Annotated in this window: 9 protein-coding genes; all 9 read left to right on the top strand. The window is 72.0% G+C overall.

Going from position 1 to position 13987, the window contains the following annotated elements:
• Positions 1 to 30: 30 nt before the first annotated feature.
• A complete protein-coding gene (locus Vgi01_RS11740; protein WP_204291024.1) occupies positions 31 to 399 on the top strand; it encodes a VOC family protein in 369 nt (122 codons plus the stop codon).
• Positions 400 to 483: 84 nt separating this feature from the next.
• The gene (locus tag Vgi01_RS11745; protein ID WP_373306931.1) at positions 484 to 1485 is read left to right on the top strand and encodes an ADP-ribosylglycohydrolase family protein; all 1002 of its coding nucleotides are present in this window, start codon (positions 484 to 486) and stop codon (positions 1483 to 1485) included.
• A gap of 117 nt (positions 1486 to 1602) precedes the next feature.
• Positions 1603 to 3738, top strand: coding sequence for an NAD-dependent DNA ligase LigA (gene ligA, locus Vgi01_RS11750; RefSeq protein ID WP_102656960.1), 2136 nt, complete (start codon positions 1603 to 1605; stop codon positions 3736 to 3738).
• A 145-nt stretch (positions 3739 to 3883) separates the two neighbouring features.
• On the top strand, positions 3884 to 6265 hold the full coding sequence (locus tag Vgi01_RS11755; protein WP_102656940.1) for a putative bifunctional diguanylate cyclase/phosphodiesterase: 2382 nt from the start codon (positions 3884 to 3886) through the stop codon (positions 6263 to 6265).
• Positions 6266 to 6480: 215 nt separating this feature from the next.
• Complete coding sequence (gene gatC, locus Vgi01_RS11760) at positions 6481 to 6786, top strand: Asp-tRNA(Asn)/Glu-tRNA(Gln) amidotransferase subunit GatC (protein WP_013732007.1); 306 nt, start codon at positions 6481 to 6483, stop codon at positions 6784 to 6786.
• 46 nt (positions 6787 to 6832) lie between these two features.
• Complete coding sequence (gene gatA, locus Vgi01_RS11765) at positions 6833 to 8308, top strand: Asp-tRNA(Asn)/Glu-tRNA(Gln) amidotransferase subunit GatA (RefSeq protein WP_204291026.1); 1476 nt, start codon at positions 6833 to 6835, stop codon at positions 8306 to 8308.
• Between the two features lie 292 nt (positions 8309 to 8600).
• The gene (locus Vgi01_RS31130; protein WP_204291027.1) at positions 8601 to 9740 is read left to right on the top strand and encodes a putative Ig domain-containing protein; all 1140 of its coding nucleotides are present in this window, start codon (positions 8601 to 8603) and stop codon (positions 9738 to 9740) included.
• 121 nt (positions 9741 to 9861) lie between these two features.
• On the top strand, positions 9862 to 11355 hold the full coding sequence (gatB, locus tag Vgi01_RS11775; RefSeq protein ID WP_126711558.1) for an Asp-tRNA(Asn)/Glu-tRNA(Gln) amidotransferase subunit GatB: 1494 nt from the start codon (positions 9862 to 9864) through the stop codon (positions 11353 to 11355).
• A 181-nt stretch (positions 11356 to 11536) separates the two neighbouring features.
• Positions 11537 to 13894: a thiamine pyrophosphate-binding protein gene (locus tag Vgi01_RS11780; protein WP_204291028.1), complete on the top strand. Its 2358-nt coding sequence runs from the start codon at positions 11537 to 11539 to the stop codon at positions 13892 to 13894.
• Positions 13895 to 13987: the final 93 nt, after the last annotated feature.

Raw genomic sequence — 13987 nt, forward strand, 5'->3', positions numbered from 1 at the left:
CCGTCGTACCCGGTGGGCAGGATGACGGACATGATTGGACGACTCCGTTCCACTGTCATCGACTGCCCTGACCCGCGGGCCCTGGCGGGCTTCTACGCCGAGCTGCTCGGCCTGCCGCTGATGGAGGAGGACTCCGAGGGCAACGAGTGGGTGGTGCTCGGGGGCCCACCCGGCCATCAGCCCCGGCTGGCCTTCCAACGGGCCCCGGACCTGCGCCCGCCGGACTGGCCCGATCCGGAACGGCCCCAACAGTTGCACCTCGACGTGACGGTCGACGACATCGAGGCGGCGGAGCGGGCGGTGCTGGCGTTGGGCGCGCGGCGACTGCCCGGAGAGGGCGAGGGCTTCCGGGTCTACGCCGACCCGGTGGGTCACCCGTTCTGCCTCTGCTGGGACTGACGCACCCGGCGACCCGCGGCCGGCAAGCCCGGGCGGTCTGGGGGTGGTGACCCGGGCTTGCCGGCGAACGGCATGATCGCCTCCATGACCACTCCTGCGCCGGGTCGAGTCGCCGGTTCGATCTTCGGGCTCGCCTTCGGTGACGCCCTCGGCAAGCCCACCGAGTTCCTCAGCGTCGCCGAAATCGACGAGCGGTACGGGCCGGCCGGTCCTCGGGACCTGGTCGGCGACCCGGTGCTGGTCACCGACGACACCCAGATGGCGCTGGCGGTGGCCTGGGCACTGCACGACGCCCCGCAACTCACCCCCGGGGCGGTGGAACCACTGCTGCGGCAACGCTTCCTGGCCTGGGCAGCCAGCCCGGACAACAACCGGGCACCGGGGATGACCTGTCTACGGGCCTGCGCCGAGTTGTCCCGGGGCCTGCCGTGGCAGCAGGCCACGGTGATCGACTCGAAGGGCTGCGGGGCCAACATGCGGGTCACCCCGGTCGGGCTGCTCGACGTCGACCCGGACACCCTCGCCGGGCTGGCCCAACTTCAGGCCGGCCTGACCCACGGTCACCCGACAGGTCTGGCCGCCAGCGAGCTGACCGCGTACGCCGTCTGGTTGCTGCGGGCCGGCGTCGGCCTGGCCGAGCTGCCCGGCCTGCTCGGCGAACGGGTGGCCGCGCAACGGACCGTCTACCGGGCCGACTGGCTCGGCGACCTGTGGCGGCGCGCGGACGCCGCCACGCCCGAGGCGTTCATCGCCGCCGGTTGGGACGAGTGCGCTGCGGCGCTGCGTCGGCTCGACGCGGCGCTGTCCGCACCGGACGACGGCGGCGACCCGTGCCGGCTCACCGGCGAGAGCTGGATCGCCGAGGAGGCCCTGGCCACCGCCCTCTACTGCGCCGTGCGACACGCCGACGACCCGGTCGGCGCCCTGGCCCGGGGTGCCCGCACCTGCGGTGACTCCGACTCCATCGCCGCGCTCGCCGGCGCGTTCGTGGGTGCGGCCCAGGGCATGGCCGCCTGGCCGGCCGGCTGGGCCGAGCGGATCGAGTACGCCGACCAACTCACCGCCCTGTCGGCAGGCCGCGACTGACCCGGCACACCCCCCGGCAACGCTCGTTGCTGCCCTGGTCGGCCCGGTTGTCCCACCCGGGCGCTACCGTGCGGGGGTAGCACGATCACGGGAGGTCCGGTGGCCGGAGGCGGCAGCGTGTCCGAAGAGGCGAGCGGTCAGCCGCTCAGCGCGGCGCAGGAGGCGGCGGCGGGAGCCGAGCCGACCCCGCAGGCGCGGGAGCGCCACGCCACCCTCAGTCAGGAGCTGACCGAGCATCAGTACCGCTACTACGTGCTCGATGCGCCGACCGTCTCCGACGCCGAGTTCGACAGGCAGCTGCGTGAGCTGACCGCGTTGGAGGAGGAGTTCCCGGCCCTGCGGACGCCGGACTCACCGACCCAACGCGTCGGCGGCACCTTCTCCACCGACTTCACCCCGGTCGCGCACGCCGAACGGATGATGTCGCTGGACAATGCCTTCGCCGACGAGGAGTTGGCGGCCTGGGCGGAACGGGTCGAGCGGGACGCCGGTGGGCCGGTGCCGTACCTGTGCGAGCTGAAGGTCGACGGGCTGGCGATCAACCTGACCTACCAGGGCGGGCGGCTGATCCGGGCGGCGACCCGCGGTGACGGACGCACCGGCGAGGACGTCACGGCCAACGTGCGCAGCATCCGGGACGTGCCCAGCCGGCTGACCGACTCGGCCGAGTACGGCCCGGTCCCCGAGTTCATCGAGGTGCGCGGCGAGATCTACTTCCCGGTCGAGGCGTTCGCCGACCTCAACGCCGGTCTGGTCGAGCAGGGCAAGGCACCGTTCGCGAATCCGCGTAACGCGGCCGCGGGCAGCCTGCGGCAGAAGGATCCCCGGATCACCGCGTCCCGGCCGTTGCGCCTGGTGGTGCACGGCATCGGTGCCCGGCGCGGCTTCCAGCCGAGCACCCAGTCCGAGTCGTACTCGGCGCTGAAGGCGTGGGGGCTGCCGACAAGTGACCGCTGGCGGGTGCTGCCGGATCTGACCGGCGTCCGTGACTACATCGCCCACTACGCCGCGCACCGGCACGACGTCGAGCACGAGATCGACGGTGTGGTCGTCAAGGTCGACCCGGTGCCGATCCAGGGACGACTCGGCTCGACCAGTCGGGCACCCCGTTGGGCGATCGCCTTCAAGTACCCCCCGGAAGAGGTCAACACCAAGCTCCTCGACATCGAGGTCGAGGTCGGCCGCACCGGTCGGGTCACCCCCCGCGCACTGCTCGAGCCGGTGAAGGTGGCCGGCTCCACGGTGGCGTACGCGACCCTGCACAACGCCCGCGAGGTGGAGCGCAAGGGGGTGCTGATCGGCGACACGGTGGTGATCCGCAAGGCCGGCGACGTGATCCCCGAGGTGCTCGGCCCGGTTGTCGATCTGCGCCCGCCGGACGCCCGGCCGTTCGTCATGCCCACCACCTGCCCGGCCTGCGGCACCCCGCTCGCCCCGGCCAAGGAGGGCGACGTCGACATCCGCTGCCCGAATTCGCGCAGCTGCCCCGCACAGTTGCGCGAGCGGGTGTTCCACCTGGCCGGGCGCGGTGCGTTCGACATCGAGGCGCTCGGCTACAAGAGCGGTGCCGCCCTGCTCGACGCGCAGATCATCACCGACGAGGGCGACCTGTTCTCGCTCGACGCCGAGCAGTTGGCCCGGTCGCCGTTCTTCGTCAACAAGGACGGCAGCCTCGGCAGCAACGCGACAAAGCTGCTCGACAACCTCGCCGTGGCCAGGGAACGTGACCTGTGGCGGGTGCTGGTGGCGCTCTCCATCCGGCACGTCGGGCCGACCGCTGCGCAGGCCCTGGCCCGGCACTTCCGCTCGATCGAGGCGATCGACAACGCCTCCGAGGAGGAGCTGTCCTCCGTCGACGGGGTCGGCCCGACCATCGCCGCCAGCATCCGGGAGTGGTTCGCCGTCGACTGGCACCGCGAGGTGGTCCGCAAGTGGGCCGAGGCGGGCGTACGGATGGCCGAGGAGGCGGTGGCCGAGGGCCCGCGCCCGCTGGAGGGCCTCACCGTCGTGGTCACCGGCACCCTCAGTGGATACTCCCGCGACCAGGCCGCCGAGGCGATCCAGTCGCGTGGCGGCAAGGTCTCCGGCTCGGTGTCGAAGAAGACCGGCTTCGTGGTGGTCGGTGACAACCCGGGGTCCAAGGCGGACAAGGCCGCCACCCTGAAGGTGCCCATCCTCGACGAGGAGGGTTTCCAGGTGTTGCTCGACGCGGGGGTCGAGGCGGCCCGCGAGGTGGCCCGCGTCGACGAGTAAGCCCTCCGGGCACCCGCGGCGCATACCAACTTAGTTACGACTACGACCGATTCGTGACTGTCGCCGAGGGAAAACCCCTGCCAGGGGCGTTTCATTGGGTCACGGCACGTGAGAGCACGTGCCGAGTCCCGTACCGGGAGGTGTGATGGAGCCGCCCGACCCGCGCAACCTGGTCCCGCCCGAACGGGCGGCGCAGTTCACCGCCTTCGTGGCCGGTGTGCTCGCGGTGGCCGTGCTGGTCTCGGCCGGCGCGCTGGCGTCCCTGGCCACGACGCTGGACGCGCTGCCGGTGGCGTTCTGGACGATGGCGGTGCTCGCGGTGGCCTGCGACGCACGCCCGTTCGTGGCACCCGGCCAGCGACAGACCTCGGCGGTCTACCCGTCGAGCTGCTTCACCTTCGCGATCCTGCTCGGTTGGGGGCTCGGCCCCGCCGTCGCCGTGCAGGCGGTGGCCGTGCTGGTGTCCGGGGTCCGGATGGGCCACGCGCCGTGGCGTACCGCCTTCAACGCGGCCCAGTACGCCTGTTCCCTGGGTGCCGCGTACGCGGTCAGTCGGCTCGGGCCCGATGCCGCGTTCGACGGCGGGCCACTGAGCTGGGCGGACGTCGCGGCGATCGGTGGTGCCGGGGTCGCCTGGTTCCTGGTCAACTACGGCCTGGTCACCGCCGCCGTACGGCTGCGGTTCGGCGAGCGGTGGTGGCCGAACGCCTGGCGGGGCCTGCCGTTCGAGTTGCTCTCCACCGGCTCCCTGCTGCTGCTCGCGCCGATCCTGATGACCGCTGCCCGGGCGAGCGCGGCCCTGGTCCCGCTGGTGCTGGTGCCGCTGTTCGCGGTGTACCGGATGGCGCGGCTCACCATCGAGCAGCGCCAACTCGCCGCGCTCGACCCGCTCACCGGTCTGCCCAACCGCAAGGCGCTGCTGGCCGAGGTGAACGAGCAGGTGCACCGGCACGCCGAGCGCGCCGCACGGGGTGAGCCGGACGCCCACCTGGCCCTGCTCCTGATCGACCTGGACCGGTTCAAGAACGTCAACGACGCCCTCGGGCACGCGGTGGGCGATCGGCTGCTGGTCGAGGTGAGTGCCCGGCTGACCGATGTGGTCGAACCGCCGGACCTGGTCGCCCGGCTCGGCGGCGACGAGTTCGCCATCGTGATGACCGGCCTGACCGACGTCGGGCAGGCCCGCGCCTTCGCCGATCAGGTGGTGCGGGTGCTGGCCGAGCCGGTGCCGCTGGACGGGCTGCCGCTCGATGTCGGCGGCTCCATCGGCATCGCCCTCTATCCCGATCACGGCGAGGACTTCGCCACCCTGATGCGGCACGCCGACGTGGCGATGTACGACGCGAAGCACCGCAACGACACCGTCGCCGTCTACACGGCCGAGTCCGACCACAACTCCGCCGAGCGACTCGGCCTGCTGGCCGACCTGCGTCGGGTGCTGGAGGGGGGACCGGCGGGCCAGCCGCGCGCAGCGGAGGCCACGCCCCCGGTACGCGGTGGGGACGGCGCGACCATGGCCGTTGCCGGATCTGTGGACGGGCAGGCCGGCCAGCGCTGGTGGAGTCGACGTCGACGCCGGCTGCCGACCGGGGTGCACGACGACGAGCTGATCAACCAGATCGTGACCGCCGCGGACCCGATCCTGCGCCGCAGCATCCAGCCCACCCCGCCGGTACCACCCCACGACGACGAGGTGTGGGCCCGGCCCACGGATCCCGACGACTCCACCGAGTCGGCCCCGGACGCGGGCGAGATCATGCTCTACTACCAGCCGCAGGTCGAGATCGCCACCGGCGAGGTGGTCGGCGTGGAGGCGTTGCTGCGGTGGCGTCATCCCCGTCGAGGGATGGTCGACCCCGAGGAGCTGATCCGGGTCGCCGAGCAGAGCGCGGTGATGCGGCTGCTCACCCGCCGGGTCGTCGACGACGTGGTGGAGCAGCTCGCGAAGTGGTCGGCGGCCGGCGTCAGCCTGCGGGCGGCCCTCAACGTCAGCGTGCGGGACCTGCACACCGGCGAGATCGCCGAGCAGATCGCCGACCGGCTGACCCGCTACGGCGTGGCCCCCGAGCGGCTGCAGCTGGAGATCACCGAAGGCGCCCTGATGGCCGACCCGCGTCGGGTGCTGGCCACCATCACCCAGCTGCACCGCATCGGCGTCGGCATCGCGTTGGACGACTTCGGCACCGGCTACTCGTCCCTGCAACATCTGCGTCGACTGCCGCTGTCGGAGGTGAAGGTCGACCGGTCCTTCGTCCTCGGCATGGTCGACGACAGCGACGACGCGGCGATCGTACGGTCGACAATCGAGCTGGCCAAGGCGCTGGGGCTGCGGGTGGTGGCCGAGGGGGTGGAGGACGAGCGGACCTGGCGGATGCTGCACGCGGCGGGCTGCGACGCCGCCCAGGGCTGGTTCTACGCCCGGCCGATGCCCGCCGAGGAACTGGTCGCCTGGCTGGCCCGCTACCGCCCGGTGCGCCCGCTCGCCACCTCCGACGAAGCGGAACTGCCCCGCCGCCACCCCCGCTGACCCCAGCGACACCCCCGCTGACCCGGCCGGCGCCTCCGCTGACCCGCCGGCACCGCCGCTGATCCGCAGGGCCCGATCCGGGGGTGCGGATCGGCGTCCGGGGAGCCGCCAGCGCTCGGTCGGGCGCGGAACAATAGACTCGCTTGGCGTCACCACGGGTCGTAGCGACTCCGGTGGGCGCAGGCAGACGCAGGACAGCCATGAAGGGGGCACCGATGGCCGCCATCTCCCGCGAGGAGGTCGCGCACCTGGCGCGACTGTCGCGGCTCGCCGTCACGGAGGAGGAACTCGACACCTTCGCCGGCCAGCTCGACGTGATCCTCCAGGCGGTAGCCCAGGTCGGTGAGGTCGCCGCCGCCGACATCCCACCGACCTCGCACTCGGTGCCGCTGACCAACGTGTTCCGCGAGGACGTCGTGACGCCGTGCCTGACCCCGCAGGAGGCGCTGTCGGGTGCACCCGACGCGGAGGAGCAGCGGTTCCGCGTACCGCGGATCCTGGACGAGGATGTGGCATCGTGAGCGAGCGGATCATCGTGCTCGGTGACGGGCGAAGCGGAGTGACGGCATGAGTGACCTGACGAAGTTGAGCGCCGTCGAGATCGCCGGCCTGGTCGCCTCGGGGCAGACCTCCGCCGTCGAGGTGACCCAGGCGCACCTCGATCGGATCGCCGCCGTCGACGGGCGGATCAACGCCTTCCTGCACGTCGACAGCGAGGGCGCGCTGGCCGCCGCCCGTGAGGTGGACGCCCAGCGGGCCGCCGGTGCCCAGCTGGGCCCGCTGGCCGGGGTGCCGGTCGCGGTCAAGGACGTGCTGACCACCAAGGGCGTACCGACCACCGTCGGGTCGAAGATCCTGGAGGGCTGGCGTCCGCCGTACGACTCGACGATCGTGCAGCGGCTGCGCGACGCCGGCACGGTGATGCTCGGCAAGACGAACATGGACGAGTTCGCGATGGGCTCCTCCACGGAGTACTCCGCGTACGGGCCGACCCGCAACCCGTGGGACACCGACCGTATTCCGGGCGGTTCCGGTGGTGGTAGCGCCGCCGCGCTGGCCGCGTACGAGGCGCCGCTGGCGATCGGCTCGGACACCGGTGGCTCGATCCGCCAGCCGGGCGCGGTCACCGGCACCGTCGGCGCCAAGCCGACCTACGGCGGCACCTCCCGCTACGGCCTGGTGGCCTTCTCCTCCTCGCTGGACACCCCCGGCCCCTGCGCGCGTACGGTGCTCGACGCCGCGCTGCTGCACGAGGCCATCGGCGGGCACGACCCGCGCGACTCGACCTCCATCGCCGCGCCGATGCCGGACGTGGTGGCGGCGGCGAAGCTCGGTGCCACCGGCGACCTGACCGGGGTGCGGCTGGGCATCGTCAGCGAGTTCGCCGGTGAGGGGGCCGAGCCGGGGGTGATGGCCGCCTTCCACGAGGCGGTCGACACGCTGACCAAGCTGGGTGCGGAGATCGTGGAGGTCTCCTGCCCGCACTTCAAGTACGCCCTGCCGGCGTACTACCTGATCGCGCCGAGCGAGTGCTCCTCCAACCTGGCCCGCTTCGACGGGGTCCGGTTCGGGCTGCGGGTCGGCGACGACGGCAACCGGTCGCTGGAGGAGGTCATGTCGCTGACCCGGGAGGCCGGCTTCGGCCCCGAGGTCAAGCGACGCATCATGATCGGCACGTACGCGCTCTCCTCGGGCTACTACGACGCCTACTACGGGCAGGCCCAGAAGGTGCGTACGCTGATCACCCGCGACTTCACCGCCGCGTTCGAGCAGGTCGACGCGCTGATCTCGCCGACCACCCCGTTCGTGGCGTTCCCGCTCGGTGCGCGTACCTCCGACCCGTACCAGATGTACCTGGCCGACCTGTTCACCATCCCGACCAACCTGTACGGCGGCCCGGGCATCTCGGTGCCGTGCGGTCTGGCCGACGGGCTGCCGGTCGGTCTCCAGGTGATGGCCCCGACCATGGCCGACGACCGGATGTACCGGGTCGCCGCCGCACTGGAGAGCGCCGTCGGCACGCTCACCCCACCGACGCTGTGATCGATCGTGCGCAGGCGGCCGACCGCCGCCTGCGCACGACATCGTCGCGCGCCCGGTGCGGTCACCCCAGGGCATCGGGCGCGGTTGCCGTGGGCGGCCCACCGGTCCGGCCAGCAGCCGGATCTTGGCCCCGGACAGAATGCCGCCGGCGTACCACCGCGCCCGTCGCGACACGCTGGCCACCGTTCGGGTAATTGTCCGTCATCAAGCTTCCTGATTGGATGACTACGAGTCGGCTGGACCGGCTGGTCGCTGGCGAACGCGAGCCGTTCTGATCAGACCTGGATGTGCGATGAAGACACTGCGCCCGGTCATGGCCCTGACGATGGTGCTCGCGCTGCTGCTGGGCACCGCACCCCCGGCCGCAGCGGCGGCAGTCACCATCACTTCGGGCGCGCCCCGGTCGCCGATGTACCTGGGGCAGGTGTACGCGATCCACACGGTCGAGGCGACCGGTGGCACCGCGCCGTACGCGTTGTCGGTGAGTGCGGGGAGCCTGCCGCCGGGCATGCTCGTGGTCGGTAACTCGCTCGGGGGTTCGCCGACCACGGCGGGCACCTACACCTTCACCCTGCGGATGACCGACGCGGCCGACCAGTTCGCCGAGCAGACGGCCACGATCGAGGTACGCGAACCCACGATCGAGATCACCTCGGGCGCGCCCCGGTCACCGATGTACCTGGGGCAGGTGTACGCGATCCACACGGTCGAGGCGACCGGTGGCACCGCGCCGTACCGGTTGTCGGTGAGTGCGGGGAGCCTGCCGCCGGGCATGCTGGTCGTCGGTAACTCGCTTGGCGGTTCGCCGACCACGGCCGGCACCTACCCCGCCACCCTGCGGATGACCGACAAGAACGACTTCTTCGGCGAGCAGGAGATCACCATCGTGGTCGCCGAGGCCGCCACCGCCTTCACCTCCGGCAACCCGCCCGCCGGCAGGGTCGGCCAGCCGTACTCGTTCCGGTTCACCGCCACCGGTGACGAGAACATCACCTTCGCCCTGGCCGCCGGCACCCTGCCGACCGGGCTCACCCTCGCCACGAACGGCCGACTCAGCGGCACCCCGAGCAGCGCCGGCACGTTCGACTTCATGGTCCGGGCGGCGGGCGCCAGGACCAGCGCCACCGCCGAGGTGGAGTTGATCGTCGCCGCCGTCGCGACGTCGACCCCGACGGCGACCCCGACCGGTCCGAGCGCCACACCGACCGCGCCCACGGCCACGCCGACCCCGGTCGAGCCGACCTCGACGCCGTCGCAGAGCCCTGCCGCGCCCGTCCCGTCGCCGTCGAAGACGAGTGGGGCGTGGCTGCCGGTCACCGGCTCGAACTCGACACTCGTGCTGCTGTTGCTGAGCGTCCTGGCGTTCTCCATCGGCGGGATCCTGCTCGTGCTGACCTACAACCGTCATCGGCGCTTCCGCACCCCCGAGTGACACGCGGTCCGACACCTGGGTGACGCCCCGCCGAGGCGGGCCGGATCGAGCGGTTAGGCTTGGCGGCGTTGTGTCCGGATGCCGCCGTGGGCCGGCTACCGCCTGCAAAGCTGGAGTTCTCATGACCACGACGCTGCCCGCGTACGACGAGGTCGTCGCGCGATTCGAGCCGGTGATCGGCCTGGAGACCCACGTCGAGCTGGGCACGAACACCAAGATGTGGTGCGGCTGCCCGACCGACTTCGGCGGCGAGCCGAACACCCGGGTCTGCCCGGTCTGCCTCGGTCTGCCCGGCTCCCTGCCGGTGGCGAACAAGGCCGCCATCGAGGCGACCATCCGGATCGGCCTGGCGCTGAACTGTTCGATTGCCGAGTGGTGCCGGTTCGCCCGGAAGAACTACTTCTACCCGGACATGCCGAAGAACTTCCAGATCAGCCAGTACGACGAGCCGCTCTGCTTCGACGGCTACCTGGACGTCGAGGTCAACGGCGAACTGGTACGCATCGGCATCGAGCGGGTGCACCTGGAGGAGGACACCGGCAAGACGCTGCACGTCGGCGGCGCCACCGGTCGCATCCACGGCGCCACCGAGTCGCTTGTCGACTACAACCGGGCGGGCATTCCGCTTGTCGAGATCGTCACCAAGCCGATCCCCGGCACCGGTGCGCTCGCCCCCGAGGTGGCCCGCGCGTACGTCACCGAGCTGCGTGACGTGATCCGCTCGCTGGGCGTCTCCGACGTACGCATGGAGGAAGGTTCGCTGCGGTGTGACGTCAACACGTCGCTGAACCGGCCCGGCGAGGAGTGGGGCACCCGCACCGAGACCAAGAACGTCAACTCGCTGCGTTCGGTCGAGCGGGCGGTCCGCTCGGAGATGCTGCGCCAGGCGTCCGTACTGGAGGCCGGCGGTCGGATCACCCAGGAGACCCGGCACTTCCACGAGGACACCGGGGACACCACTCCGGGCCGGTCCAAGGAGACCGCCACCGACTACCGCTACTTCCCGGAGCCGGATCTGGTGCCCATCGCGCCCGACCCGGCCTGGGTGGCCGAGCTGAAGGCCGCCCTGCCGGAGCTGCCCCGGCTGCACCGCCGTCGCCTCCAGGAGGCGTGGGGTCTGTCGGATGCGGACATGCAGTCGGTGCTCAACGCCGGTGCCGTCGAGCTGATCGAGCAGACGGTCGCCGCCGGTGCCTCGCCGGCCGCCGCCCGCAAGTGGTGGCTGGGTGAGCTGTCCCGGCGGGCCAACGAGACGGGTGTGGAGCTTGCCGACATCGGGGCCACCCCGGCGCAGGTCGCCGAGCTGCAGAGCCTGGTCGACGCCGGCAAGCTCAACGACAAGCTGGCCCGTACGGTGCTGGAGGGTGTGGTCGCCGGTGAGGGTTCGCCCACCGAGATCATGACGGCCCGTGGGCTGGAGGTCGTCTCCGACACGGGTGCGCTCACCGCCGCCGTGGACGAGGCGATCGCCGCCAACCCGGACATCGCCGACAAGATCCGCAGCGGCAAGGTGGCCGCCGCCGGTGCGCTGGTCGGCGCGGTCATGAAGACCACCCGTGGCCAGGCCGACGCGAAGACCGTCCGCGAGCTGATCCTCTCCCGCCTCGGCGTCTGAGGTGTAAGGAAGGGCCCCTTCTTAACGCCTGGCGTAGAGGAGGGGCCCCTTCTTAACATCCGACTCGATAGCCGAGCCGGTGCCCAACCTCGGCGCTCCGACGGTGGGCACACACAGCGACGTCGGCACCACCACCCCCGTCCCCGACCGGGCGTCAACGGCGATGCCCCCTGGAGCCACCGTGAATCAGCACGACATCGATGTCCTCGACGAGATCCAGCGGCGGGTGCTCTGGCTCGCCACCCGGATCGTGGATGCCGCCAATCGGGAGCGGGCGACCGGGGACGGGGTCAAGGTCGGCGGGCACCAGGCGTCAAGTGCGTCGCTGGTCAGTGCGATGACGGCGCTGTGGTTCGCGCACCTGGACGCCGAGGACCGGGTCGCGGTGAAGCCGCACGCCTCCCCGGTGTTCCACGCCATCCAGTACCTGCTGGGCAACCTGGACCGGTCCTATCTGAACCGGCTGCGGGCCCGGGGTGGCCTCCAGTCGTACCCGTCGCGGACGAAGGACCCGGACGGGGTGGACTTCTCCACCGGCTCGGTCGGCCTGGGTGCCGCCGCACCGCTGTTCGCCGCGGTGACCCGCCGCTATGTGGACGCGCACTTCGGCGCCCGCCCCCACTCGCGGTTCGTCGCGTTGATCGGTGACGCCGAACTGGACGAGGGCAACATCTGGGAGGCGGTCGCCGACCCGGCCACCACCGGGCTCGGCAACGTGATGTGGGTGGTCGACTTCAACCGGCAGTCGCTGGACCGGGTCGTGCCGGGCGTACGCATCGACCAGTGGCGCGGGCAGTTCGAAGCGGCCGGCTGGCACGTGGTCGAGGTCAAGTACGGCCGCAAGCTGGCCGAGGCGTACGCCCAGCCCGGTGGCGAGGCGCTGCGCGACTGGATCGACGCGATGCCCAACGAGCAGTACCAGTCGCTGTTCGGGCTGACCGGGCCGGCGCTGCGCAAACAGTTCCTCGACGGCGCACCCGCCGAGGTCGCCACGTTCGTCGCGGACATCCCCGACGACAGATTGGGCCCGCTCGTCACCGACCTGGGCGGGCACGACCTGGCAGCGCTGCTCGACGCGTACGCCCAGTGCGACGCGGTGACCGACCGGCCGAGCGTGGTGTTCGCGTACACGGTCAAGGGTTGGGGTCTGCCGATCGCCGGCAATCCGCGCAACCATTCCGCGCTGCTCACCGGCGAGCAGGTCGAGGCCCTGCGGGCCACGCAGGGCCTGACCCCCGACACCGAGTGGGACCGTCTCGACCCGGCCTCGCCCGCGGGCATCCGGGCCGGGCAGCGTCGGGAGGCGCTGTCCCGCGCGCCCCGCGAGCGCGCGCTGGGGGTCACCGTCCCACAGACCACGAAGGTACGCGCCAACAAGCCGATCTCCACCCAGGAGGTCTTCGGGCGGGTGCTCGTCGACCTGGCCCGGGATCCGCAGGTGGGCAGGTACCTCGTCACCACCGCACCGGACGTGGCTACCTCGACAAACCTGGCCGGGTTCATCAACAAGACCGGGGTGTTCGCGCCGACCGCCCAGCGGTCCTGGTCGGAAGACCGGATGCTGCGCTGGACGGAGAGCCCCGACGGGCAGCACATCGAGCTGGGCATCTCCGAGATGAACCTGTTCCTGCTGCTCGGCCAGCTCGGCCTGGCCTGGGATCTGTCCGGGCAGCCGCTGCTGCCGGTCGGCACCGTGTACGACCCGTTCGTGCTGCGCGGGCTGGACGCCTTCCTCTACGGCACCTACTCCGGCTCCCGGTTCGTCGTCGCGGGCACCCCGTCGGGCATCACCCTCGCTCCCGAGGGCGGCGCCCACCAGTCCACGATCACCGCGAGCGTGGGCCTGGAACTGCCCGGGGTGACCTTCATCGAACCGGCGTACGCGACAAGCCTGGACTGGTTGCTCTGCGACGCGCTCGGGCAGATCGCCGGCCCGGCCCAGTCGGCGGTGACGGCGGCACCGGCCGAGGACGGCGCGTACTACTTCCGGCTCAGCACCCGGCCGCTGGACCAGGCACCCTTCGAGGCGGCCCGCGCCCGGCTCGGCGACGCGGTGCTGCGGCGGCAGGTGCTCGCCGGGGCGTACCGGCTGGTCGACGCCCACCAGGCGTACCCGCACCTGGTCGGGGCCCCGACGGTGCAGTTGGCCGCGTCGGGTGCGGTACTGCCCGAGGTGCTGACCGCCGCGGCGGAACTGGCCGACGAGGGTGTCGCCGCCCACGTCGTGGACGTCACCAGCCTCGACCGCCTCTACCGGGCCTGGCAGCGCACCCTACGTCAGGGCGTACGCACCGCGACTGTGCCCAGCGTGCCCGGCGCCCTGCGGTCGGCCTTCGCCGACCGGGTGCCGGTGGTCACCGTGCACGACGCCGCCTCGCACGCGATGGCCTGGCTCGGCTCGGCCCTGGCCGCCCCCGCGGTGCCGCTCGGGGTGGACGAGTTCGGCCAGTCCGGCAGCGTCGAGGAACTGTACGACCTGCACGACCTGCTCCCCGGCAGCATCGTCAACGCCGCCCTGGCCGCCCTCTCCCTCCACTAACCCCTCGGCCCCTCGCTGCCCGCCCCTCGCCCGCGCCCCGCGCGTCCTCGCCCGCGCCCCGCGCGCCCCGCGCGTCCTCGCCTCGTCGATCTT

The organism is Micromonospora gifhornensis (genome assembly GCF_016863515.1).
Classification (GTDB): Bacteria; Actinomycetota; Actinomycetes; order Mycobacteriales; family Micromonosporaceae; genus Micromonospora; species Micromonospora gifhornensis.